This window comes from Acinetobacter tandoii DSM 14970 = CIP 107469, from assembly GCF_000400735.1.
Taxonomy (GTDB): domain Bacteria; phylum Pseudomonadota; class Gammaproteobacteria; order Pseudomonadales; family Moraxellaceae; genus Acinetobacter; species Acinetobacter tandoii.
Genome location: NZ_KE007365.1, coordinates 160,398 through 183,807 on the forward strand (window position 1 = coordinate 160,398; position 23,410 = coordinate 183,807).

General features: G+C 40.5%; 23 protein-coding genes and 1 pseudogene. 5 read left to right on the forward strand and 19 right to left on the reverse strand.

Going from position 1 to position 23,410, the window contains the following annotated elements; genetic code table 11:
- Positions 1-108 precede the first annotated feature (108 nt).
- Positions 109-1,101, forward strand: coding sequence for a helix-turn-helix transcriptional regulator (locus I593_RS04675; RefSeq protein WP_016166418.1), 993 nt, complete (start codon positions 109-111; stop codon positions 1,099-1,101).
- A 394-nt stretch (positions 1,102-1,495) separates the two neighbouring features.
- On the opposite strand, the gene I593_RS04680 is transcribed toward I593_RS04675, so the two are convergent.
- From I593_RS04680 to madL, 9 genes are all read right to left on the reverse strand, one after another.
- Complete coding sequence (locus I593_RS04680; RefSeq protein ID WP_016166419.1) at positions 1,496-2,419, reverse strand: acyltransferase domain-containing protein; 924 nt, start codon at positions 2,417-2,419, stop codon at positions 1,496-1,498.
- Positions 2,397-3,275, reverse strand: a complete 879-nt coding sequence (gene mdcB / locus I593_RS04685; protein WP_016166420.1) for a triphosphoribosyl-dephospho-CoA synthase MdcB — start codon at positions 3,273-3,275, stop codon at positions 2,397-2,399. The genes I593_RS04680 and mdcB overlap by 23 nt, the downstream gene beginning before the upstream one ends.
- A complete protein-coding gene (gene mdcG / locus I593_RS04690; protein ID WP_016166421.1) occupies positions 3,253-3,933 on the reverse strand; it encodes a malonate decarboxylase holo-[acyl-carrier-protein] synthase in 681 nt (226 codons plus the stop codon). Before mdcG ends, mdcB begins: the two co-directional genes overlap by 23 nt.
- 11 nt (positions 3,934-3,944) lie before the next feature.
- Positions 3,945-4,661, reverse strand: a complete 717-nt coding sequence (gene mdcE, locus I593_RS04695; protein ID WP_016166422.1) for a biotin-independent malonate decarboxylase subunit gamma — start codon at positions 4,659-4,661, stop codon at positions 3,945-3,947.
- A gap of 4 nt (positions 4,662-4,665) precedes the next feature.
- On the reverse strand, positions 4,666-5,553 hold the full coding sequence (locus tag I593_RS04700; RefSeq protein ID WP_016166423.1) for a biotin-independent malonate decarboxylase subunit beta: 888 nt from the start codon (positions 5,551-5,553) through the stop codon (positions 4,666-4,668).
- Between the two features lie 3 nt (positions 5,554-5,556).
- Positions 5,557-5,865 carry a malonate decarboxylase acyl carrier protein gene (gene mdcC, locus I593_RS04705; protein ID WP_016166424.1) on the reverse strand — a complete coding sequence of 103 codons (309 nt, stop codon included), beginning with the start codon at positions 5,863-5,865 and terminating at the stop codon, positions 5,557-5,559.
- 5 nt (positions 5,866-5,870) lie between these two features.
- Positions 5,871-7,526: a malonate decarboxylase subunit alpha gene (gene mdcA / locus I593_RS04710; protein ID WP_016166425.1), complete on the reverse strand. Its 1,656-nt coding sequence runs from the start codon at positions 7,524-7,526 to the stop codon at positions 5,871-5,873.
- Positions 7,527-7,547: 21 nt separating this feature from the next.
- The gene (gene madM, locus I593_RS04715) at positions 7,548-8,309 is read right to left on the reverse strand and encodes a malonate transporter subunit MadM (protein WP_016166426.1); all 762 of its coding nucleotides are present in this window, start codon (positions 8,307-8,309) and stop codon (positions 7,548-7,550) included.
- Between the two features lie 61 nt (positions 8,310-8,370).
- Positions 8,371-8,772, reverse strand: a complete 402-nt coding sequence (gene madL / locus I593_RS04720; RefSeq protein ID WP_016166427.1) for a malonate transporter subunit MadL — start codon at positions 8,770-8,772, stop codon at positions 8,371-8,373.
- Between the two features lie 137 nt (positions 8,773-8,909).
- Between madL and I593_RS04725 the strand changes: the two genes are divergently transcribed.
- The gene (locus tag I593_RS04725; protein ID WP_016166428.1) at positions 8,910-9,584 is read left to right on the forward strand and encodes a GntR family transcriptional regulator; all 675 of its coding nucleotides are present in this window, start codon (positions 8,910-8,912) and stop codon (positions 9,582-9,584) included.
- 60 nt (positions 9,585-9,644) lie between these two features.
- On the opposite strand, the gene I593_RS04730 is transcribed toward I593_RS04725, so the two are convergent.
- From I593_RS04730 to I593_RS19920, 4 genes are all read right to left on the reverse strand, one after another.
- A complete protein-coding gene (locus I593_RS04730) occupies positions 9,645-10,475 on the reverse strand; it encodes an SDR family oxidoreductase (RefSeq protein WP_016166429.1) in 831 nt (276 codons plus the stop codon).
- Positions 10,476-10,510: 35 nt separating this feature from the next.
- Positions 10,511-11,389: a TauD/TfdA family dioxygenase gene (locus I593_RS04735; RefSeq protein ID WP_016166430.1), complete on the reverse strand. Its 879-nt coding sequence runs from the start codon at positions 11,387-11,389 to the stop codon at positions 10,511-10,513.
- A 90-nt stretch (positions 11,390-11,479) separates the two neighbouring features.
- Entirely contained in the window at positions 11,480-13,003 is a 1,524-nt protein-coding gene (locus I593_RS04740) for an AMP-binding protein (protein ID WP_016166431.1), read from the reverse strand.
- Entirely contained in the window at positions 13,000-13,605 is a 606-nt protein-coding gene (locus I593_RS19920; protein WP_228130563.1) for a thermostable hemolysin, read from the reverse strand. The genes I593_RS04740 and I593_RS19920 overlap by 4 nt, the downstream gene beginning before the upstream one ends.
- A gap of 161 nt (positions 13,606-13,766) precedes the next feature.
- On the opposite strand from I593_RS19920, the pseudogene I593_RS04750 reads away from it, so the two are divergent.
- Positions 13,767-14,000, forward strand: a pseudogene (locus I593_RS04750) (IS4-like element ISAba33 family transposase); the annotation flags it as partial.
- 637 nt (positions 14,001-14,637) lie between these two features.
- Here I593_RS04750 and I593_RS04755 read toward each other — a convergent pair.
- Both I593_RS04755 and I593_RS04760 read right to left on the reverse strand, forming a co-directional pair.
- Positions 14,638-15,009, reverse strand: coding sequence for an NAD(P)-binding protein (locus I593_RS04755; protein ID WP_016166434.1), 372 nt, complete (start codon positions 15,007-15,009; stop codon positions 14,638-14,640).
- A 110-nt stretch (positions 15,010-15,119) separates the two neighbouring features.
- Positions 15,120-16,565, reverse strand: a complete 1,446-nt coding sequence (locus I593_RS04760) for a coniferyl aldehyde dehydrogenase (RefSeq protein WP_016166435.1) — start codon at positions 16,563-16,565, stop codon at positions 15,120-15,122.
- A gap of 148 nt (positions 16,566-16,713) precedes the next feature.
- On the opposite strand from I593_RS04760, the gene I593_RS04765 reads away from it, so the two are divergent.
- Positions 16,714-17,733, forward strand: a complete 1,020-nt coding sequence (locus tag I593_RS04765; RefSeq protein ID WP_016166436.1) for an AraC family transcriptional regulator — start codon at positions 16,714-16,716, stop codon at positions 17,731-17,733.
- A 195-nt stretch (positions 17,734-17,928) separates the two neighbouring features.
- On the opposite strand, the gene I593_RS04770 is transcribed toward I593_RS04765, so the two are convergent.
- The 3 genes from I593_RS04770 to I593_RS04780 all read right to left on the reverse strand — a co-directional run bounded on the left by I593_RS04770 (position 17,929) and on the right by I593_RS04780 (position 21,169).
- A complete protein-coding gene (locus tag I593_RS04770) occupies positions 17,929-18,708 on the reverse strand; it encodes a sulfite exporter TauE/SafE family protein (protein ID WP_016166437.1) in 780 nt (259 codons plus the stop codon).
- A gap of 109 nt (positions 18,709-18,817) precedes the next feature.
- Positions 18,818-20,473 carry a bifunctional protein tyrosine phosphatase family protein/NAD(P)/FAD-dependent oxidoreductase gene (locus tag I593_RS04775; protein ID WP_016166438.1) on the reverse strand — a complete coding sequence of 552 codons (1,656 nt, stop codon included), beginning with the start codon at positions 20,471-20,473 and terminating at the stop codon, positions 18,818-18,820.
- A 12-nt stretch (positions 20,474-20,485) separates the two neighbouring features.
- Positions 20,486-21,169, reverse strand: coding sequence for an MBL fold metallo-hydrolase (locus tag I593_RS04780; protein WP_016166439.1), 684 nt, complete (start codon positions 21,167-21,169; stop codon positions 20,486-20,488).
- A 193-nt stretch (positions 21,170-21,362) separates the two neighbouring features.
- Between I593_RS04780 and I593_RS04785 the strand changes: the two genes are divergently transcribed.
- Positions 21,363-22,652: a sigma-54 interaction domain-containing protein gene (locus tag I593_RS04785; RefSeq protein WP_016166440.1), complete on the forward strand. Its 1,290-nt coding sequence runs from the start codon at positions 21,363-21,365 to the stop codon at positions 22,650-22,652.
- A 96-nt stretch (positions 22,653-22,748) separates the two neighbouring features.
- On the opposite strand, the gene I593_RS04790 is transcribed toward I593_RS04785, so the two are convergent.
- The gene (locus I593_RS04790; protein WP_016166441.1) at positions 22,749-23,402 is read right to left on the reverse strand and encodes an NAD(P)H-dependent oxidoreductase; all 654 of its coding nucleotides are present in this window, start codon (positions 23,400-23,402) and stop codon (positions 22,749-22,751) included.
- Between the last annotated feature and the right edge of the window lie 8 nt (positions 23,403-23,410).

Here is a 23,410-nt window from a genome sequence, read left to right on the forward strand (position 1 = left end):
ACTTTCTTTGCCCGATTCGGTGATAAATACTTGCCAATTCAGTTAGGTTTTCTTATTGTGTTTAACACTGTCTTGTTAATTCCCCACTTATTTATTTTTATTTGAATTATGTCTGCACAAGAAAAAGAAACATCGAATAGCCTTTATCGACAATGGCAAATCCTGTCCCGTCTTTCTACAGGAAAATGGATGGGAACTCGTGAAATACAGGAAATTTTGCAAAGAGAAGGCATCGATATCAGCTTGCGCACCATTCAGCGTGATTTAAATCAGATTTCACAGCGATTTCCAATTGAGAGCAACAAAACCGTTCCACAGGGATGGCGTTGGCGTTCTGATGCGCCGATTCAAAGTTTGCCTCATATGACCAGTTCTCAAGCTGTCACTTTTATGATGGTTGAGGAACACTTAAAACACCTTCTTCCTCCAAGTTTACTGGAAGAAATGAATCCTTGGTTTGATTTGGCTCGTCGTAGTTTATCTACCCAAAATAATGTACGCCAATGGATTAATCGGGTACGTATAGTCCCTGCTAATCAACCTTTAATTCCACCTGTGGTGGATCGTGCTGCGCAGCAAGCCATTTATGAAGGTTTATTACAAGATAAACAATTGGAATGTGTTTATCAAAAGCGTCCTCAAGCTGAAGAAAGCGTTTATACGTTGAACCCTTTGGCATTGGTGCAAAAAGGTGCAACTATTTATTTAATTTGCACTCGCTATGATAAAACCGATATTCAAACTTTTGCTTTGCACCGTTTTAAGTCAGCCAAAGTACTAGATTCTCGTGCACTACATCCTGTCAATTTCGACATTGATGCCTATATTGACTCAGGTGCACTTGGATTTAGAGTCGACTATAACAAACCAACAGATAATGTTGCTTTAAAACTGACCATTCCAGAATGCGAGTCACATTATTTTGAAGAAAGCCAATTAAGTCGAGATCAGGTGATTACCCCACTTGAACATAATCTGGTTCAAATTTCTGCAACTGTTCCTTTTACCTCTCAACTCACGTGGTGGCTACGCAGTTTTGGTAATAAAATTCAGAAAATTGAGCCTGAAGAAGTTGAACGTGTAGTCCGACAACTAGACTGAAATGATTGTGGCAAAAATTTCTAGGTAAAAAAAAGTCCCAACTATTGGGACTTTATAATTTTATTGTATTTATCTGTTTTAATTTATAATCTTGCGTGGTGAAAGTTTTAGACATTATGTTTCTGAACCCCGACTCATATTGTCTACATCGATTGTATTTTTTGCTGCACATGGGATGGTTCAGCAAGCAAGTTCTCCTCGGTTATATCGAATACATTTAGTGGTCATCACTGGTTTCTCCGTGTGGTTTAAGTTCATTCAATATACTGAATCTTCCACTTGACCTGAAATAAGCAATTGTTCCAATCAAATCATATTTTCTGCTTAAATCAATTTATGCAAATAACCTAATAAATGAGATCATCAATAAAACGTCATCTTGTGTTTATTTTATTTAAGAATAAATATTCTGCTGCTTTTCAATCCAAAGTTCTAAACCAGCAAACGTCTTAAAATCATCCACTGCTCTTACATTTAGATGTGGACTACGCTCCAATACCATTTTACTTAAAGCATTGCCTGGCCCAATTTCTAACACAATATCGGGCTGGTTTTCTTGTATAGCGGTTAAACACGAATCCCAATCTATGGCATGGTTCATTTGATCAATCAGCGCTTCGACTGCATCGCAGCTTTTAAAATATTTATGCCCACCTGAACCACTAATGATAGGTACTTCCAAACGATTAAACAGATGCTGTTGTAAAACCTGCCGATAAGGAGCTACAGCACCATTCATTAAAGAGGTATGGGAAGGAATACTGACATTCAGTCGCTTCACCGAATGTGTTCCCACCTGTTTAAGTTGTTGTGTCAATTGTTGTAAGTTCGATGCCAGACCACCGACAATAAAATGGCTATCGCTAATTTTTATTGATAATTCAGTCTCTGTGTTTGCCAAAATGGGGGATAACCCTGCCCAATTCATGCCCTGAATAGCCAACAAACCACTCGGTACATGCACAGCGTTTGACATCAATATGCCCCGCTGTCGGGCTAAATAAAGTCCTTGTGCTAAATCTGTTTGAGTTGAGCAAATCAGTGCACTTAATTCACCAAGTGAGTAACCTGAAAAACTCATCGTTTCTTCTAAGCAATGTTTTAACTTTTGCCAGCGACACCACTGTAGGGCAAAAATAAAGGGTTGAGCAAAATCATTACAATACAAATCTGTCTCAGATAAGTCAGCCTTAAACAACTCAGGCAGATGTTGCGTGAGCTGCAAGTTGACATCTAACTCTATAGCAAGGTCTTTCAATTGCTGAACATGAGCTAAGTTCTGCACCCCTTGCCCACTAAATAATATTGCGAAATTCATGTTCCACCTTCAGCATGAACAAAGTTACCCCCAATAAGTCTGCACTTCCGCCAGGACTAAGATGATGTTGAACAAAGTAATCTTCGATTCTTTTCACTTCTTGCATCCAGTCGACTTGTAGTACCCCACCGCGTACCAAAAACTGCTTCGCCATATCTTGCACAATATATAGCGCCGATAAACCGCCACGCCAAACAATATTGGTATCTTGCAGATGAGACATTAATGCAAGTAAAGCTTGAAGCGATGCACGCTTTTTATCTTCTGTTTTTGCATAAATTTCTAAATAATGTGGAATAGCAATATCTAACACTGTTTTAAAGCCTGAAGCCACTTCCTCAATAGCACCCGTAATACCATATTGACTGCGCATGCGTTGCCCATGACTGTTGGGATTACGCTCTAGATGATGCAGTAATTCCTCTTGCCATGTTTGCTGAATCATACGACTAATCGAAATCGCATTCAGTGCAATATCTTGAGCAAAGCATTTTCCTACTGCTGCGCTGGCAAATCCTAAATTAAAAATAGCCCCTTTGTGGGTGTTAATCTGTGCAGTTGCATCCATCATTTTTTGTTCAGCTTGAATGCCACATTGTCGAATGCTGTCAAAACCGACTTCATGATAGCCATTTAAACATTGTTCTTGAAAATAATAAGTTAGGGATTGGATGCTACGCTCAAACAAGGCGAAATCCATATCTTGATGGCTACCTTGGGTGGTTGGGCAAACCAAACCGGGTTTATGTGCCAAACTCACTTCTTCATAAAGCGCTGTTCGCGCCAGAAGATCTAAGCGCATCGCATGCTGCGAAATATCTAAGAATAGATGGTCATGCTTCTGTACAGTTTGCATCTTCAAGATTCCATTCTAATAGTTGTTCTAATTTCAGCATGTCCACATGCTGCAAAGCTTTGCCGATAATGCTCTGCTTAGCCTCAGGATAAATCATCAGCAATTCATTAAATGAAACATGCCAGTCTGGATGGATTTTGATTTCACCATCTAAACGGACTGCACTTAAAGTTTGTGTTTTTTGAATTAGTTGTAAAATGTCTGCTAATCGTGACATGTCTTGCGGATATAAAACCAAATCTAAATCCGAGCTAACACGTACATAGGCTTCTTGGGTCAGATATTCATAGGCATAGGAGCCATAGACATAAACTTCACAGTTGAGTGTGACTAAAGCTTTAGCAAAATCATGTAGTGCTGCATCCTGAAAGCTCTGCGGTCGTTCGATTAATAAGGTATGTAAGGAAAGTGGTCGGGTAATGAGCTGAATTTCATCCGCTTCGACCAAGCAAGCTACACGATATTTACACCCCTCAACCAAGCAATTGATCGCCAGCTTGACCTGAGCTGCATCGTCATTGTCCTGCCGACAAATAGTCATTGGCACGGACTGTTGCAGCAACTGGTACACTTTTTGTCTAGCAGGTTCAGGTAAGGAACTATCCAAAAAATGTAGATCTGCTACAGGATGCAAATAAGCCAAGTCATGACGATCCATATGCTTCCTCCTTAAGCGTTCACAACTTTCTCGATGACTGAGTTACACAACTGACGACCTTGGCGTTGCTGACCAACTACACGGCGCTGATCTGTCATATAACTTTCGAGATGTTGCTGTTGATTGACTAATGCTTGACTCACCCAATCGGTGTCCAAGTTTTCCCATACGGCGTTGATAGCGCCCATCTTGTAGAAATTTTCGACTCCTGGGGCAAAGATGGCTGAGCTTTGCGACAGTTGTTTCAACTTTTCTACAGGAATTTTGGTGACCCGTGCCATCGCGTTCAGATCCATGACTTTGACCTGAGAATCGCTCAGTGCATACACTTCATTTGCCATTAATCCATAAGAGAGGAAGCCACCACTGACAGCTTGACCGAAAATAATGGCAAGATTGGCATGTCCACTACGGCGTAATAAATCTACACATGAAGCTAAATGTGCAAAAGTACGATTGAGACACAACAATTCATCGGCACGGGAAAGATCTTGTCCTTGCGTATCTACAATAAAAACCACAGGAGTTTGATCACCTTGTTGTACCAATTTTAAAATTTCAGAAGACAACTGAATGGCAATGTCTTGATTAATCGGCGCGGCATTAACCGTACCCAAAATTCGTACTGGGCCAACCGCAGTCTGTGCATCCCCTTTAATGACATAACCCTCAATCTGATAATTCAGTTGATTTGGAAAAAGTTGTTTCAAAACTAATTCTGTATTCATTGCATCATCCTTGCTTTAACATCACGACTTCATGCGCCGAGAGCATTGGAATTTTTTCTGGCTGAGCAATGCCCATTTCATGCCAAATCTGTAAGCCATCGTTTTTACCAAACCAGCGTTGCTGTTGTTGCTCAAGCTGTTGCTGTTGCTGCAATAATTGTTCTAAGTCTAGAGGGGCCGTCTTAACATCTAGCTGCGTTAAAATCGCATCGCGAATATCTGTAATATCATCCTCAACCAAAGCTTGTACATGATTGAGTAAATAACGATGTTTACCACCTGTGACACGCCAAACCAAAGCACGGTCTTTAGAGTCAAATTCTTCCACGCCTTTGACCGTTTCAATCACTTCTGGGCCAGACAGTGCCAAACGCCCTTCTTCTGTCATGATGATGGCACTGCTCAAACATGCACTAATACCCATACCACCAAAAGCACCACAGGTTCCACCAATCACCGTAATAATCGGAATACCTGCATGTCGCACTTGCAACATGGCACGCATGATTTCAGAAATGGCGATGAGACCTGCATTCGCTTCATGCAAACGCACACCACCTGAATCCACAAAGAACACCACGGCTTGTGATTGATCCTGAATGGCTTTATGTAACAGCCCGACAATCTTCGCTCCGTGAATTTCGCCCACGGCACCGCCCATGAACTGTCCTTCTTGGGCAATAATATGGATTGGGGTTTGATTGATCGCTGCTGTACCAATAATCACGCCATCATCAAAACTTCCCGGAATATCCAGAGCCGATAAATGTGGGCTAACTTCGATTTCGGTCGGCTTCAAGATTTCTTTAAAGCTGTTTTCATCGACCACAGCTTGAATACGCGCACGCGCGGTTTTTTCATAAAAACTGTTTTTGAGCATCACTTGATCCATGTTCTATACTCCCTTAAACATAGATATTGCTTGGCTTAAGCGCAGGTTCACCACCGCTGGAGTCGCCCCCATATCATTTAACTGAAATTTAAGCCCTGCTACCGCATGACGTTGTGCAAACTCATTCAGTACAGACTGCCAAACATGTTGAAAACCAACGGCTGATGTGGTGACTTCAATCTGACAAATATCCGCCTGATCATGCTGTGAAACTAAGACTTCTAAATTTCCAGAACCAACCACACCACAAATAACAGCCGCCTGTTCAGCACTCAGCGGTGCTGATTGCAATTCAAATTTTAACTTTTCCATGTCAATCACCAGTTTCTAAAGCGGCTTGGGGGGCTATATAAACCACCCGACCATTTAACTAAATCTTTCACCGATTTTGCTGCGAGCAAATCACGACTCACTTGTGTCGGATCAATGCCTAAATCTTCTGGACGTTGAATAATGCCGCGCTGACGTAATTCTTCAACTTTCGCTGTATCACGCTTCATCCCCACTGGGGTATAACCTGCTACACCACGAATCGCTTGTTCCCGTTCTTCTGGGGTCCGACATAACAGTAAGTTGGCAATGCCTTCTTCCGTCACAATATGGGTCACGTCTTCGCCATAAATCATGATTGGTGGGAGTTCGCTGTCCATTTTGTCTTGTAACTGCCACGCATCTAACTCTTCTACAAAGACAGGATGCATATGTTCACGGTACGTTTCGACCAACTGCACTACCAGTTTGCGACCTTTTATGAGTTTGCCGTCCACCGCTTCACGCCCTGCTTTGGTATAGGCATAACTGGCATGACGACGTCCATGCGGGTCAGAACCCATATTCGGTGCCCCCCCAAAACCAGAAATACGGTCTACCGTCGCGGTTGAGCTGTTGCCTTGCAAATCAATTTGTAATGTTGAACCAATGAACAAATCACACGCATATAAACCCGCAGTTTGACTAAAGGCACGATTCGAGCGCATGCTGCCATCACTACCCGTAAAGAACACATCTGGACGTTCTTTAATATAGTCTTCCATCCCGACTTCAGAACCAAAGCTATGAATTGATTCGACAAAACCACTTTCAATTGCTGGAATTAAAGTTGGGTGTGGATTCAAAGCCCAATTGGTACAGATCTGCCCCTTTAACCCCAATGAAGCCGCATAAGTAGGCAGCAATAATTCAATCGCCGCAGTATCAAAACCAATGCCATGATTTAATCGTTGAATTTGATATGGTGCATAGATACCTTTAATAACCATCATCGCCATTAAAATTTGCACTTCGGTAATTTGTGCAGGATCACGGGTAAATAACGGTTCTATATAGTTGTGCTTGGGACTTTCAATATAAAAATCGACCCAATCTGCTGGCACATCGACACGTGGCAGCTTATCGACAATTTCATTGACCTGTGCAATCACAATGCCGCTTTTAAATGCAGTGGCTTCAATAATTGCTGGCGTATCTTCGGTATTGGCACCCGTATATAAATTTCCTTGACGGTCTGCCGCATGTGCCGTGATTAAACACACATTTGGAGTGAGGTCGATAAAATAACGCCCGTATAACTCTAAATAGGTATGAATTGATCCGATACTAATTCTTTGCTGCTGAACCAATTGAGCCAGACGCAAACTTTGTGGGCCAGCAAAAGAAAAATCAACTTTAGAAGCAATACCCTTTTCAAAGACGTCTATGTGACTCGGTAAAGCCAATACAGACTGAACAATGTGTAAATTATTCACCACATCTGGATTACATTGACTTAAGCTCTTGGAGAGAAAATCTGCCTGTTTCTGGTTATTGCCTTCTAAACACACTCGATCTCCGCAAGCAATGACCGTTTCTAATAGTTCAATGACACGTGCATGTTCAACTTTCTTTTCAAAGCCTTTTTGCTTTGCTTGATTGAGTTTTTCTTGTCTACGGGTTCTCTGCTTATCCCATAAATGCTTCTTAACCATCTGGTTCATAACATCACCTTTATGTCTGAGTTAGCCGAAGATGGCATTGATTGTGAGGAAAAATATTGAGGGTCCGAGTAAGCAACCTAAACCTGTATAGAATGTTGCAACCAAAGCACCATACGGTACTAAACGAACATCTGTACCTGCCAAACCCGCAGCTGTACCGCTAGTTGTCCCCGCCAAACCACCAAAAACCATCGCTGAGCGTGGACTTTTTAAATACATGAATTTTGCGAGTAATGGTGTACCCACCATAAAGAACACTGACTTAATCAGACCAATCGCAATGGATAATGCAATCACTTCTGAGCTTGCACCCACTGCTGTGCCTGTTACTGGGCCCACGATATAGGTCATTGCACCTGCACCAATTGTGGTCATCGAGACAGGATCTCGATAACCCATGAGCCAAGCGACCATAGCGCCAATCACAAAGGGAATCACACAACCCAACAGCAGCGCGATCATGCCGACTTTGCCTGCTTTCTTGACTTCTTTTACATCGACTTCAAATGCGGTAGAAGCAATTGCCAAGTCACGCAACATTGCTCCTCCAAGCAAAGCAAAACCACCAAAAATCGCGATGTCTGAAATGCCTTTTTCACCTTGGGTATATACGCCTGCAAAGTACGCCAAAACCAAGCCCATGGTGATGGCAATCGCTGAACTTTGTAATTTACCCTTGGTCAGATATTTTGAGAGGAGATGCGAGACATACATCATCAACCCCGTTACTGCCAACGCTGTGACTAACGCATTTTTCGTCAATACTGTGACTATTTCTTCCATTACGTTTCTTCCTTGTAACCCAACCAACCGTTTTTATTCTGTATCCATGCCTGACTGGCTGTTAGACCGCTTTTTCTACTGTTTCAACTGACCATTCATAGGTTGCATAATCACCGCTAGATTTGTTCAACCAACGAATGACCAATACAGTACCAATGAGTGAAGCGACAGAAACAATCAGCCCCAACATTCCACCTGAAAGCGCTGCAACTACGTTTTGTCCTGCTGACATGGCAACGACGATTGGAATGTACATCCCTGACCAATACAACACACCGAACTGAGTGACTTGAGGCAGGTGCCCACGTTTAGCCAAAACCTCCTTTGATATAATTAAAAGAATCATGGCAATTGCCACACCACCTACATTGGCTTTTACACCAAGCGCCATACCGAGAATATTTCCTAAATACACACCGAGTAGATGGCAGATTGCCAGTATGGCTGTTCCGTAAATAATCATCGCTGAATCCTCCCTGGATCATGCTTTGCTTCTAATAATCTGACTTATAATTTGCTATAGTTATAGCCTATCTGTATCCAGTGTACAATGTTTTGTACTCAAATAAACATAAATTGTATACAATTTTTTGGTGGTGTATGACTTCTATTGCAGAACTCCCTCTTTCTATTCAAATTAGTAAAAAGTTAGAGGATGATATTATTTATGGTTTCTTCTTACCGGGAACCAAACTTGATGAACAAGAATTGTGTGATCGCTATGGTGCTTCTCGTACCCCAATTCGTGAGGCATTAAAGCTTCTTGCAGCCGAAGGTCTGGTCGAAATTCGCCCACGTCGTGGCGCCATTATTCCGACCATTAACCCATTAACTTTATGTGAAATGTTTGAAGTGATGGCTGAATTAGAAGCCATGTGTGGACGTTTAGCCGCACGTCGTATTCAACCTGAAGAAAAACAAGAATTACAGCGTTTGCATCTATTGTGTCAGGATTATTTAAAGCAAAATGATTCAGAAAACTATTATGAAGCCAACCGCTTATTTCACTTTGCCATTTATCAGGCCAGTCATAATGCTTTTTTAATTGAACAAGCATCCACCTTACATAAACGTTTACATCCCTATCGACGACTACAGCTTCGTGTAAATAATCGAATGAATAATTCTTTTTCGGAACACAATGCCATTTTAGATGCCATTTTTGCAGGTGATGAACAACAAGCTGAAGATTTATTGAAAGCCCATGTGGTCATTCAGGGTCAAAAATTTACAGACTTTATTTCAACAATCGAGAGTATTCAGCCCAAAAGTTAGTCTTTTGTAGAGATTCGAGCACCCAGATAGGTGCTCGTCAGTTCAGCCACTTAAAACAGTTCACGTTGATGAAACCGTCGTGATTTTTGGGTGGTTCAATTCTGCAAAATTTTGAATTTTATCAATGTCTTTTTGAATCGAGCTCGACACCACATTCGGTAGCACCTGATTCACTTTGACAAAGATTTTTTCAGGATATCCCACTTGATAGTACAACTTATCGTTCTGTAAAAATTGATATAGCTCTTCAGCTACAAAAGCAGGGCTGTCCATTTTTACACCCAGCTTTGCATTCATTTCCACTACTACTGGACTGTTCATGGTGGTGGCGGTTGCCCGAGGTGAAAAGTATTTAAACTGAATCGGTGAGTTGGAATATTCACGTGCCAAGGCTTCGGTTGCACCGCGTAAGGCAAATTTACTGGCACAATAACTCACATAACCTGGGTAACCAATACTGCCAAAAGTCGAACCCATGTTAATAATTTGACTTGGTGCAGTTTTCGACATTAATGGAATAATGTGCTGAATCAATTGCAGTGGATAAACCACGTTAATCAGCATCATCTGTTCAATCGCGTCGCTAGATTGATGACTAAACAAAGAAAAATCATTCACCCCTGCATTATTAATATAGTAATTAATGTGAATCTTTTGCTGCGTCAGTGCTTGAATAAATTGTTCACGACTCTCGGCATCGCTCAAATCGCAACGCAGACTTTGTAGCTTTAATTGAGGATATTGTGCTTTAAGCTCTGCCTGCATAACTTGTAATGCTTCAGCATTACGTGCCACAAGTATCACGTTCACATTGTTTTTACATAAATTTTCAACGATAGCTTTACCTATGCCACCTGTTGCCCCAACAATCACTGCAGTTAAATTTGACATAACCCTATTCCTTTTCATTATATTAAGACTAGTGCTTAAGATGTTTCGTTCAATCCTAAACCCATACTGATATAGAGTTTACGCTGCTCAAGAGGGACTAAAATTTCACGTCGACCATGCATAAAACGTTTGTTGTCGATAATCGCAACATCACCATCTTGCCATTCAATTTCCTGCGTATGCTGTTCGCAAAGTTCCGCAAGTTCTGTAATCAGTTCCTGACTTATCTCGCGACCATCCGCAAAAGTAAATTTCGGTTTTTGATAATTGTAGGAGGGTCCCAAAATGGTATTGGCAAATGCAGGCACGCCTTTCAAATTATCATGGCGAATCATGTTCATTTGCAGATGGTATTCCACACCTTGATCGTGAGAGGGAGTGATCGTTTGTCCTGGAATCATCCGAATAAACTTATTTAAATCCTCCCAAGTTACCGAATCCACCTCCGCAATATTGAAAGCAGTCGCCACATATTTCTGCCAAATCTGTTTTGGTAAATAGCGGCTAATGGTCATCGGTGCAGCAAACTTTTGTTTTAACGGCTCGGATAAGTTTTTCCATACTACATGTCCATCACACACAGTGGTCTGTGAACCTTGAGAAGCACTCACTTCACTAAAAAAAGCAATAATATCTGGAGGTAATGGCGTAGAACCATTTTCAATATGCAACCCAACAGCCTGAGTGCCTGCATCCACTTTCTGAGATTGTTGCGTGATATTTTCACGAGCAGGATCATAAGTCAGCTTTTGGCATAAGGCTGTCATCAACTCACTAAAACGGTGCACGTCATAATGTTCATGTCTGAGTAAAATCCAACCTTGCTCACGTAAGGTATTTTTAATTTCTGCATGGCTTGATGGTGAATAGCTGTCGCTATGCTCAAGGTCAAATACGGATTGTTCAATATTCATATCTTTACTCACTATTTAGTGAAATTTTATGCGTGGAAATTAAATCTTCAGGTCTTATTGCGGCTATCGTTTGCTTAGCTGAACGACAGCTCATTGAAGCGATAAATACTGCCCAAATTGCTTTTTAATTTCGTTGCGTCTCAATTTCCCGTTGTCGGTTAACATCTGATTATTCAGTGAAAATGGTTCTGATGATCGATACCATTGCTTAATTTGGGCATAGTCAGGCATGCGGTCATTCGCTTTCTGTATCGCTTGCGCTAACATGCCATCCGATACATTGTCTTTGGCATAAATCACGGCAGAAAGATAAGGCTGTGCTTCCCCAAAGATAGCAATCTGATTAATTTCGGGTTCACTCGAACCATTCGATTCCACCCATTCAGGTGAAATATTGCGCCCAAAACTACTGACAATAATTTGCTTAATACGACCCGTAATAAACAGATAACCGTCTTTATCAAAGAAGCCTGCATCACCTGTGTGAATCAGAGGATCAACTGCAACCTCATTGAGATAACCCTGCATGGCATTGCCGCGTACTACCACCTCACCATTGTCCGCAATTTGCACATCTACATGGGGTAATGGTTTGCCGACACTGCCAATTTTTCTGGCATTCGGCAAATTGAGGCTAACCACTGAAGCGCATTCTGATAGTCCATAACCCTCATAAACAGGCAAATTCAACTGTTGCGACTGCAACAACAAATCAGTCGAAACCTTACCACCACCAACTGCAATAAATTTCAAACTCGCAAAAGCCTGAGCACCAAATTGCTGAATATATTCCACCATTGCCTTGAGCATTTGCGGCAACAAAATCACGCTCTGAATCTGGTATTGCTGTACCGTTGCTGCAAAGTTTTCCACCTTAAACTCATGGTTCGATACCAGTCCAAAATGACTGACATTACCGACTACAATTGAACGTCCCATATTCAAGGCAACATAAATGCCTGCAATGTTTTCCAATAAAGTAGCAAATGGAATCAAACATAAATGTCGTCCCAATTGGCTCGACTGTAATGCTGCACTGAGCGATTCTGTAATCGACTGAATCGTGTCTTCCGCCAGACATACCCCTTTAGGTGTACCTGTGCTGCCTGAGGTGTAAGTAATCTTTGCAGGAACGACAGAATCCATCGTTGTTGGTGCAGTCACATTTAAACGAATAAAAGTGCCAGAAGCCTGTTCAGCATTAAGTAATTGTTGAATACGGCCTTGCTCACTCAAGGTATGCAACCATGTATGATTTTGCGCCACACAATCAAGGTGATACGCTGACAGGGTAAGATTTACATCTGCCATAAAAATCGTATCGACTGCACTGTCTGTTAACAAATGTAAAATCTGCTGAGCACTAAAAAATAGAGGGATCGGAATCACGGTAATCCCTGCTTTTTTAGCAGCTAAATCAATCAACACCCAATCAATACTATTCATGCCCCAGATCGCAAGTTTCTGCGTCTGTAACAGCCCCAGTTCCTTACTGAGGCGTTCCATAGCATGATGAAGTTCTGCATAACTTACTGTACGTACTTCGGTCACAATCGCTTCACGTTTAGGCGTTTGTTTAGCGTACGCTGCAATAACATCGAAAAGTTGATTCATAGACTTCCCCCACTGATTGCAGCATGATTCCCTTTGAAATCATAATGTTGTTGGGTTACAGCCAAAGCATCAGCAACATTAATTGCCAACACCAATGGTTTTTGCTGATAGTAATTTCCCCACTGTTTTTTGGCTTCACCCAACACTTCAGGATTTGCCTTTTCTAATACATGAAAATGCAACCCCATTTGCTGTAGTACATAACGTACGGCTATCGTACCCGTACATACCGCCCACTCGACTTCCGCTACCGTGAGATAGAACACCAAAAATGCCACGATCATTTTGGCGTATTCCATGTTCTGAGAAGCAAGATTGCCTATTTCAATAATCTTTTCTCGAGCCACATCACGTTGAATCATTTTCGTTAACGTTTGTTCAATCGGCTGTACGAGATACTGTTCTAGAAATGCCTGATGGGACTTGAGCGGTTCAATGCCAATCGCCACTTGAGTTTGATGCTGAAACTCCCCAACAAATAAGGTAGAAGAAAAATGTGATAATGTTGCTTTATGCATTTCCTGATACTTGGTACTGATAAAAGCTTCCACCTGTTTGCGCTCAGGTTGACCTTCTTGCACAGCATGAATGTGAAGCATCATCTTTTTTTGATGTGATACGACGCGATAATTTTTTTGATTGTGTAATCCATTCAAATATTCTAGTTTTAATACAGAATTTTCATAAATTTTCTTTGTACACGACAAAAAAAGATAACTCATTGAAATAATGGCATAATACTTGTTTTCTGACGACGAATATGATGACACATTTCAATGAGTTACATCTCATCTTAAACAAATATCTAAAGTGGAACAAGTCACATGCAAAATGTTTTACACTGATTATGCTTGCATTAATTGTAAAACAGACATGTAATCTTTCTTCTGTATCTAAAGCCTTACCCATCAAGTGCTTACCACAATCATTTTATCGACGTATACAACGCTTCTTTGCAGATCAGTATTTCGATTATCGTCAAATTTCTCAGTTAATTTGTATTCGTCGTTAGAAAACAATTATTATGTCATTATTTCAATGAGTTATCTATTTTTGTCGTGTACAGAGATAAATTTTATGATTTTTATAATAATTCAGACCACCAAATGTAGTTGAAAAATTTTTCCCAAAGATGAATGTCGTCATAGTCATCTCGCCATAAATTGATTCATTAAAAAATAAGTTTTTTAGCTTAAAATTTACTTAAATATTTATGACACTTTTATGACAATCATAGCTCTTAATAATTTATTTATTATTATATTCATATGTTTATATTATTTCAGCTTCATTACATAAGATTTAAGATACAAAACAATATATTGTAAATCATGACCCAAAATCTAACTGAAAATTATTACCTTTTACGCTATTCATTATACTCACCGAGTGCTGATGAGATATTTTACAAAGCCTAATTCGGAAAACTAAAATAAATACACACCAAACACTTAAAATAATTATATTTTATTAAAATATATAAAGTATAAAATTACCATCTCCATTTTTTAATTCGCTCCAATGAATTTGATTATAGCTTACAGATAATTTTAGTCTTGCAAAAATACTAAAAAATTCTTCAATAAAACAATATATTGGATAATTTGATCTATAACTACCCATTGCGTCATAGGTCAAATATGGTTTGAGCGTTCTTTCCAATCTTTGCGAATTTTAGTCCATGCCTCTGACTCAAAAACCGCATTGGGTGGAATCAAATGTACATTGGCATAAATTTGTGAGCCGCCACCGACCCCTACGCCATGTAAGATGGTTGTCTTACTGGTAAAGGTAAATTGCATGGTGCCTTTGAATCCTAATTCAGGCATCCATAAATAATTTTTGGTATCTAAATTAGTGGTTGGAAAATCTTGGTCTTCACGGCGTAAGCCTTTCTCCAAAATCAGCACGTTATAGCCTTTTTCACTTAAGCGTAGCGCACTGACCGAACCACCAAAACCAGATCCGATAACAACCTGATCAAAATCAAAATGTTGATCACTCATTCTATTAACTCCTTTAATAGCTTTTTTTATTTTTTTAACATGAGTCAGCTCAGAACTTCAAAAATTATGCTGAAGCTCAACTACCCTATTTAAGTGTTTAAACAGTAAAACTAAGACTTCATACGAATTAAGAAATTCAGCACCCAAGTGGCAAACTTGCCATACGGCGGAGCCAGAAATTTCAAACTCGAAAAACCTGCCTGATAAAATACTGGACGCATTTTTGAGAATGTGAGAAAGCCTTCATAACCATGATAATGCCCCATCCCACTTGCACCTACACCGCCAAAAGGCAAGTCATGTTGTCCAACATGGAACAATGCATCATTTACAGACACACCACCTGACATAACACGGCTGATATAGAACTCTACTAAGCGTTTATTGTGACTAAATGGATAAAATGCCAATGGTCGATCACGCTGTACAATATAGTCCACCACTTGTTCAGGGCTTTGATAAGTTTTCACCATCAGAATTGGACCAAAGGTTTCCCGCATATCAATTTCCATCTCATCAGTGCTGTCGAGCACCAACGTCAGCGGAATTTTTCGTGTTGCAGCATCAGCTTCTTGTTGGTTTAAATTAATCAGCGTTGCCCCTTTGGCTTCAGCGTCAGCTAGACTGTGAACTAAACGCTGGTAAGCACGATGATCAATCACCGAAGTATAATCTTTACTATGAATATCAGGCACATGCTCTTGCACCCAAGCCTTCGCAGTTTCAATAAATTCCTGAAGTTTCGATTCATGCACAAATAAATAATCAACATTGGTACAAATTTGTCCCGCATTAAACTGCTTCACGAACATAATCCGCTCAACCGCTTTGTCGGTAGGATATTCTGGATCGATGACAGCAGGTGATTTACCACCGAGTTCCAAAGTCACAGGAGTTAAGTTTTCAGCCGCAGCCGCCATTACTTTACGTCCTGTAGTACCAGAACCCGTAAACATCAAGTGATCAAATGGCAGTTTTGAAAATGCGACACCAACTTCGCCTGTTTCATCAAAAATTTGTAATTTTTCTTTGGCAAAATATTTAGGGCTAATCTCAATAAGCAACTCTGCCAAATGACGTGAATTTTCCGACATTTTCACCATAGCGGTATTCCCCGCAGCAAACACGGCGGACAATTGCGAGAACATCAAATTAATTGGAAAATTCCACGGCACAATAACGCCAATCACACCCAGTGGTTGAGGAATTAGGCGATTCTTGGCACCAAAGTACATGCTGTGATCGACTCTACGCTTTTGTACCTTCGTCCATTGGTTCAAATGTTTAATACTGCTATTAATATCGTCAGTAGCCGTAATAATTTCTGCCAGTAAAGTTTCATGACGTGAACGATTGCCATAATCACGATTTAAAGCTTCAATAATCGCTTCCCGATGATTATTGATCATGGCCTTTAAATTCAATAAATGCTGTTTGCGTTGTGAATTGCTTTCAATGCCTTGCTGATGAAAGCTCGTGCGCTGTAATTGGAAACAGTCTTGTAATGTCTGTTCGATAACTGTTTGCTCTAAATGCGACTGAACTGTAAGTTCCATAGTCTTTCCTTTTAACGGCTAACGGTGGTAGACGCGTTCTTATGCCTAAATGGAGAAAATCTCTTACTCTACTCTAACAAAACACTTGAATTGAGCTTGACTTTTTAGGACACTAACTTGATCTTTTAGGACATTCAGGATCATTGTTATGGCAAGTTATATCCGTGCAGCCAGCCTTGGCGGGTTCGAAGAACTTGTTCGTAGTTACGGTGTAAATCCTATAGAAATATTAAAACAAGTCGGTATTTTGCCATCTTTACTACGCGATCCAGATGCTTTCATTCATTATGATCATTATTTAAGTTTATTAGAAAATGCTGCTTTGCACTGCCAAGAAGAATGTTTTGGTTTAAAACTTGGCGCACTACAAAATATTAGCACGATTGGTTTAATTGGCGTGTATATGTCCCGACAAGCGACCATTTTAGATGCATTACGTGTTGCACAGAAATATGTCTATCTGCATGCTGAAGGCGTGGTTTTTCATGTCAGCGAAGTGAGTGAACAACTTTGTAAACTCTCTTTTGTTCGCTTAAGTGAATACAATGTCGAAGTCCCACAAAAGTCACAACTGGCAATCTGCCTCGTGACTAACATTTTAAAAGATTTGATTGGACCCGCATGGCATGCCGAAAAAATTCATCTTAAGCAACATGCTCCCAAACACCCTAAAGTATTTACTGACCATTTCGCTTGCCGAGTTGAGTTCAAAACAGAAGAAGATGCACTGTATTTTCCAGCCAGTTTTTTAACGCATAAACCTTATGCGTTTAATGAAGATCTGGTAGATCAACTGATCGTACAGCGACTGGAAACGCAAAGTAGTACCAAAGGTGATAACTACACTTCTCTAATTGAAAGCTCAGTTCGCATGTTAATGGCAACAGGTGACTGTAGTATTGAAAATATTGCTTTATGTATGGGCATGCATCCGAAAAAGTTACAACGGCTCTTAAAAATGCAAGGCACGACTTATCGAGGCTTGCTCGAAAACGTCCGTAAGAAAGAAGCGCTTCGTATGATTAACGCGGGTAATGTCAGTCTCACAGATCTAGCCTTACAACTCGGTTATGCAGAACTCTCCATTTTCAGTCGTAATTTTAAACATTGGTTTGGCACCAGCCCTTCCGAATGGCGTGATCACAATAAACAAGCGTTTACACATTAAAACCATATTGAGTCTTTGAGTATAATTCGATTAGCTTCAACGCATTCACACATAGAATATACTCTTCATCATGATGAGCAATTGGTAGATGTCGTAATATTGCTATAAAAGTAAAGCTAAGGATGACGCCCATTCTTAGCTTTACTTTTTATCTTCAGTTGTAGATTTATCGTCTTATATCAATCTTGGGATACATCAAGCCAGCACTTTAACCAACATTGAAATAGCGACCACAATCACAGTTATGGCAAAAATCTTTTGAATAACGCTTGATGGCACAAGGTTTGTTGCTTTACGTCCCAATAACATACCCACAATACAAGCAATCACAAAGGTTACTGAAATACTGATGGGATACTGAAAACCATCCAATACATGGATTGAAATACTTACACCACCGATCAAGAAGATAATCATCAGTGAAGTGGCGACAATACTATTCATGTCTAGATCAGTAGCCTTGCGCAACGCAGGCACAATCACGAAGCCACCACCAACACCTAGTAGTCCAGTCAACAACCCTGCAACCACACCAATAAAACCCAATACAGAAGCTGTTTTGAAATTCCAGATGAGTCGTCCAGTCGATTTATTCACTTTACAAGGTGGATTTTCCATATCATTGACTTTATTAAAAAAGACTCGATAAGCCACCACCAACATCACTAAGCTAAAAGCAATACTCAACCAGACTGGAGAAATGATATTAGAAAGCTGTACACCATAACGTGCTGAAGGAATACTAATCAGTGCAATCCAAATCGCAGCACGATAACGTACGATTTTTTTGAAGAAACCCTGAATTGTTCCCACAAAAGCGGATAAGGTAACAGCCAATAAGCCAACTGGGGCTGCCTGAGCTACACTCCATCCCTGACTCGCCATCAGTGCAGGAACTGCGAGTATTCCTCCGCCAGCACCCGTCATGCCAAGCAAACATCCTATTGCCAAGCCTTCTAAAACTAACAACCACATGGTTCTAGACCTCTTTACCTCAAGGTGGACTCTTTTTTAAATAAAAGAGTCCCTAACCCATCTATGAAATGACAGATAGGGACTTGTTTTTTAAGGAGTTAAAAAATAATTAGCGTTTAGGTTTAACCAGCCATTCATGCCCTTTGAGCATGCCATCCCAATACATCGGTGGAAGAATCTGCTCTTTTAACAGCCATGCCAGTCGTGTCGGTTGTTCACCATTAAGCAGCCATTTTGGAAAGCTTGGGAGCAACTTGCCACCATAACCAAACTCGGCCAGTACAATTTTTCCACGCTCTACAGTAAGTGGGCATGAACCATAACCATCGTATTGGGCAAAGTTGGCACCACCTTGTAAATATTCCAGCACATTCACGGCAACAATCGGCGCCTGCTTACGTGCTGCGGCGGCTGTTTTGGCATTTGGTGCATTCATGACATCACCCAAAGCAAAAATATGCGGATATTGGGTATGCTGTAAGGTATGTTGATCGACACTGACCCAACCTGCCTGATCGACTAAATTACTTGCCCGAATAAAGTCTGGAGCTTGCTGTGGTGGCACCACATGAATCATGTCAAAATCGGTTTCAATAATCGGGCCGCTTTCACCATTCAGTTGCTTAAACCAAGCTCGCTTTTGTCGACCATCCACCTTGATGAGTTGATGGTTAAAATGCAAATGAGCGTTATAACGTTTGACATATTCCATCAAGGCAGGCACATAAGCGGGCACGCCAAATAACGCTGCACCTGTGTTATAAAAATCAATCTGGATATCTTTAAGTACGCTCTGCTTTTGCCAATGATCCGCAGATAAATACATGGCTTTCTGCGGTGCACCTGCACACTTAATTGGCATCGGCGGTTGGGTAAAAACTGCCTTACCGCGTTTCATTTCTCGGACTAACTGCCAAGTGTAAGGTGCTAAATCATAACGATAGTTAGAAGTCACACCATTTTTGCCCAAAGTTTCGACCAAGCCCTCAATACCATGCCAATTTAGTTTTAACCCTGGGCAAACAACCAAGACCTCATAATTCAGCGGCTTGCACCCTTCCAACAGCACTTGCTTATTGTCTGGATCAAAAGCTGCCACTGCCGCCTTAATCCATTGCACTTGTTTTGGAATTAAGCTTGCCATAGTTCGCACAGTTTTTTCAGGTTTAAAAATACCACCTCCCACCATGGTCCAACCTGGTTGGTAGTAATGAACTTCTGCGGGATCTATAATGGCGATGTCTAAATTCGGCTGACGTGAAAGTAAGCTTGACGCCACAGAAATACCCGCAGCCCCGCCCCCTACAATGACCACACTCAACTTTGGAATATGTTCTTGTGCATGTGCCGATTGCTTTAAAATACGGGGGATTACACCTTGCAAGTCGTATCCTAAAGTTCTTGCTGTCAATAACATTTGCTCTAAGGTCTGATCAGTTACTTGAGACAACGCCCAAAGGGTAATAGACCGTGTTCCAGATCGGCAATATGCCAATAATGGCTTTTGCGCCTGTAGATACAGGTGTTTGAATTCCTCGGCTTGCTCATCAGTCACTTTACCGCTCACCACAGGCAAATACTGAATTTGAATCCCATAAGGTTGTAAAGCCTGTTCAATTTCAGCCACGTTCGGTTGATCGGGACCTTCACCATCTGGACGGTTACAAAAGATGGTTTTAATGCCACGTGCTGCGATCAATTCAATGTCTTGCGTAGTAATTTGATCGGCAACCCAAAATTCAGTATTGACTTGTTTTAATTGCATCTTCTCTCTCCTTTACTGACCACAAGCTTTATTGGCAGGTAATGCGATATCAATTTTTTTTGGATAAGGAAGATTTAAATTGTTCATAATTTCTACAAATTCAGCTTTACTTTTGCCTGCGCCCAAACGTGAATTGTGCAGACGCTCATGCCCGACTGTCGAAACTAAACGACCTTTATAATCATGACCTGGGTAAACAATAGTCTCGTCTGGCAAAGTAAAGATTTGAGTATGAATGCTGTCATACAAGATTTCGGCATTGCCTTCCTGAAAGTCGGTACGTCCGCAACCATCAATCAGTAAAGCATCCCCTGTAAACACCATACCCTCAGCAACATAACTGGTACATGCATTGGTGTGCCCTGGGGTATAACGTGCTTCAATATTTATTTCACCTATCCGAATCACACTTTGATCGGTGATAAATATATCGCCACAGTTCACACCTGAATTGCGATGCAATACAGTCTTACAGCCAAACTTGTCACGTAATAAATTGGCAGCGGTAACATGATCCGCATGGACATGCGTATCCAAACTATAGACCAGTGTTAAGTTATGCATTTCTAAATACTGGGTATAAATGTCTATTTCAGAAGCAACTGGGTCAATCAATACTGCTTCACGTGTCTGCTCTGAAGCCAATAGATAAGTATAAGTTGAACTTTCTACTTCAAAAAATTGATGAAAGATCATGTTGTAACACCTGAATAAATACGTTTCTTTATTCTTAAATTGCAAACTCAGTGCCAACTTTTAGCTTTTTTAATTATATTCATTAAAAACAATATATTAAAGTTTAAATTATAAATTTAATCGTATCTACCATTTCACCATTGTTTCATTTTATGCTTCAATAAGAAACAACTGAAACACATAGTGAAACATTATGCTAACACTTAGTTTTACCTTACAAACTCAGCTAGAATTATTTTTAGAACAATTACAAAGTCTTATTGATGAAAGTTTGATCTTGATTCAAGAACAGCAGAGTCAAAACTTTATTTACGAATATGGCACATCCGAATTTAATAAAAAAACTATCACGACATTTAAAAATTTAATTCAAAATACACAACTACAAACTAGGCTGATTCATCTGCCTGAAAGCTCTGCACAATATTTATTGACTAGAAAAAAACTCGATGTACTTGATCAACGGTTTGTAGGCGAAATTTTTGTATTACAGCCTGTCTCTTTAAATACGTTAAACCCAAAGCCTGTAACATCTTTATCTCTGCATGAGACTTTTCATAGCCAGTCAAGTTCGATGCAGCATATGTTCTCCATTATTGAGCGGGTTGCGATTACCGAATTTCCTGTACTGGTTCGGGGGGAATCAGGCAGTGGCAAAGAACTTGTGGCACAAGCTATTCATCAATACAGCCAAAGAAAAAAGCATCCGTTTATTGCCATTAACTGTGCTGCATTAAATGCCAGTTTATTAGAAAGTGAATTATTTGGGCATGTTAAAGGGGCTTTTACTGGCGCAATCCGTGAACACAAAGGTGTCTTTGAACGTGTGGCTGGTGGTACTTTATTTCTGGATGAAATTGCCGAAATTCCACTGGAACTACAAGCCAAATTATTACGAGTTCTCGAAACAGGAGAGTTCACGCCTTTAGGTGGTGAAAAATCGTTAAAGTCGAATGTCCGTATTATTGCAGCGACTCATCGTGCACTACGTGAAGAAGTCAAGTCAGGACGCTTCCGTCAAGACTTGCTCTACCGTTTAAGGGTCATCCCGATTTTCGTACCGCCACTGCGTGAACGCAAAGAAGATATCCCTTTGATTGCCGAATTTTTACTGAATGAACATCGGACTTCAGCGCAAGCCCCTCTTCTTTCAGAGGATGCCCTGCAAACTTTAATGGCATATGAATGGCCGGGCAATGTGCGCGAACTCAAGAATACGTTGTTATATGCACTGGCAATGGCGAATGGTCGTTCCGCAATTACGATTTCTGATTTACCTGATGAGATCATTCATGGAGCACAAGATTCTGAATCTACAACTGAAACATATGAGCAACCTATACGAATCAACGCCACAAAACTGGATGCCTATACCTTGCAGCAAACTCTCAAAAAATATCAATATGACTTGGGATTGACAGCACAGGCCCTAGGCATTAGCCGAACCAGTTTGTGGCGCTACCGCAAGAAATTTGGAATATAAACCTCATTTCAAGCGAGCTTTAGTCTTTTGTAGAAAATAGAACCTGTTTTACATTGAGTGTGGATAGGATACTTTTGCCTTACCATCTCAATGCTTTCAATGACTGAAATAAAGTCGAAGCCGTTGCACTAATCCTTGATCGGATTTTTTCATCAAGTTGGCATAATCACGTTGCGCCAGTTCTTTCATTAATCCCAGCCAGATTTGACGTTGCGCTAAACTAGAACCCCGTATAGAACCCAAATAATGTGTCTTTACTGATCCTACACCACAAAATTTTAATGTCGTATTTTTAAGTTGTCGTGTGCTCGGTTCGCCAAAATACCATTTATACGTCCAACCTGCTTGGTCTAAGGTGGTAATGATTCTGGCCGTTTTGCGTTTTAAATGCCCACGAATACGGTTGCTGTTTTCAAAATAACTAAAGGCCTGACTAGGAAGAAATAAACGATCAATAAACCCTTTCGCTACAGCAGGTAAACCACCCCACCACACTGGGAAAATCCAAACCAAATGATCCGCACTCATTATTTTAGACCATGCTGCTTGTAAATCAGGTTCAAGCTCCATTCTTTGTTCATAACCATATTTCAGATTTGGATCAAAATGTAATTTACCAATTTCAATCACTTCAACCTGCAAGTCAGATGGTACAGCTTCAATATAGGCTTGCATTAAAGCTTGATTAAAACTGGTCGATGATGGATGAGCATTGATGACCACTATTTTTCTTTTCAACTGCTTACTCATATTCTTCT

Bases quoted from the DNA above. Each gene is read 5' to 3' on its own strand.
- mdcB (WP_016166420.1), bottom strand. From the start codon at position 3,275: ATGCAAACTGTACAGAAGCATGACCATCTATTCTTAGATATTTCGCAG.
- I593_RS04755 (WP_016166434.1), bottom strand. From the start codon at position 15,009: ATGAGTGATCAACATTTTGATTTTGATCAGGTTGTTATCGGATCTGGT.
- I593_RS04680 (WP_016166419.1), bottom strand. From the start codon at position 2,419: ATGAATTTCGCAATATTATTTAGTGGGCAAGGGGTGCAGAACTTAGCT.
- I593_RS04785 (WP_016166440.1), top strand. From the start codon at position 21,363: ATGCTAACACTTAGTTTTACCTTACAAACTCAGCTAGAATTATTTTTA.
- mdcE (WP_016166422.1), bottom strand. From the start codon at position 4,661: ATGAATACAGAATTAGTTTTGAAACAACTTTTTCCAAATCAACTGAAT.
- I593_RS04770 (WP_016166437.1), bottom strand. From the start codon at position 18,708: ATGTGGTTGTTAGTTTTAGAAGGCTTGGCAATAGGATGTTTGCTTGGC.
- I593_RS04780 (WP_016166439.1), bottom strand. From the start codon at position 21,169: ATGATCTTTCATCAATTTTTTGAAGTAGAAAGTTCAACTTATACTTAT.
- I593_RS04790 (WP_016166441.1), bottom strand. From the start codon at position 23,402: ATGAGTAAGCAGTTGAAAAGAAAAATAGTGGTCATCAATGCTCATCCA.
- I593_RS04730 (WP_016166429.1), bottom strand. From the start codon at position 10,475: ATGTCAAATTTAACTGCAGTGATTGTTGGGGCAACAGGTGGCATAGGT.
- I593_RS04765 (WP_016166436.1), top strand. From the start codon at position 16,714: ATGGCAAGTTATATCCGTGCAGCCAGCCTTGGCGGGTTCGAAGAACTT.
- I593_RS04700 (WP_016166423.1), bottom strand. From the start codon at position 5,553: ATGGATCAAGTGATGCTCAAAAACAGTTTTTATGAAAAAACCGCGCGT.
- I593_RS04735 (WP_016166430.1), bottom strand. From the start codon at position 11,389: ATGAATATTGAACAATCCGTATTTGACCTTGAGCATAGCGACAGCTAT.
- mdcG (WP_016166421.1), bottom strand. From the start codon at position 3,933: ATGGATCGTCATGACTTGGCTTATTTGCATCCTGTAGCAGATCTACAT.
- I593_RS04775 (WP_016166438.1), bottom strand. From the start codon at position 20,473: ATGCAATTAAAACAAGTCAATACTGAATTTTGGGTTGCCGATCAAATT.
- I593_RS04725 (WP_016166428.1), top strand. From the start codon at position 8,910: ATGACTTCTATTGCAGAACTCCCTCTTTCTATTCAAATTAGTAAAAAG.
- I593_RS04740 (WP_016166431.1), bottom strand. From the start codon at position 13,003: ATGAATCAACTTTTCGATGTTATTGCAGCGTACGCTAAACAAACGCCT.
- mdcC (WP_016166424.1), bottom strand. From the start codon at position 5,865: ATGGAAAAGTTAAAATTTGAATTGCAATCAGCACCGCTGAGTGCTGAA.
- madM (WP_016166426.1), bottom strand. From the start codon at position 8,309: ATGGAAGAAATAGTCACAGTATTGACGAAAAATGCGTTAGTCACAGCG.
- I593_RS04760 (WP_016166435.1), bottom strand. From the start codon at position 16,565: ATGGAACTTACAGTTCAGTCGCATTTAGAGCAAACAGTTATCGAACAG.
- madL (WP_016166427.1), bottom strand. From the start codon at position 8,772: ATGATTATTTACGGAACAGCCATACTGGCAATCTGCCATCTACTCGGT.
- mdcA (WP_016166425.1), bottom strand. From the start codon at position 7,526: ATGAACCAGATGGTTAAGAAGCATTTATGGGATAAGCAGAGAACCCGT.
- I593_RS04675 (WP_016166418.1), top strand. From the start codon at position 109: ATGTCTGCACAAGAAAAAGAAACATCGAATAGCCTTTATCGACAATGG.
- I593_RS19920 (WP_228130563.1), bottom strand. From the start codon at position 13,605: ATGATGCTTCACATTCATGCTGTGCAAGAAGGTCAACCTGAGCGCAAA.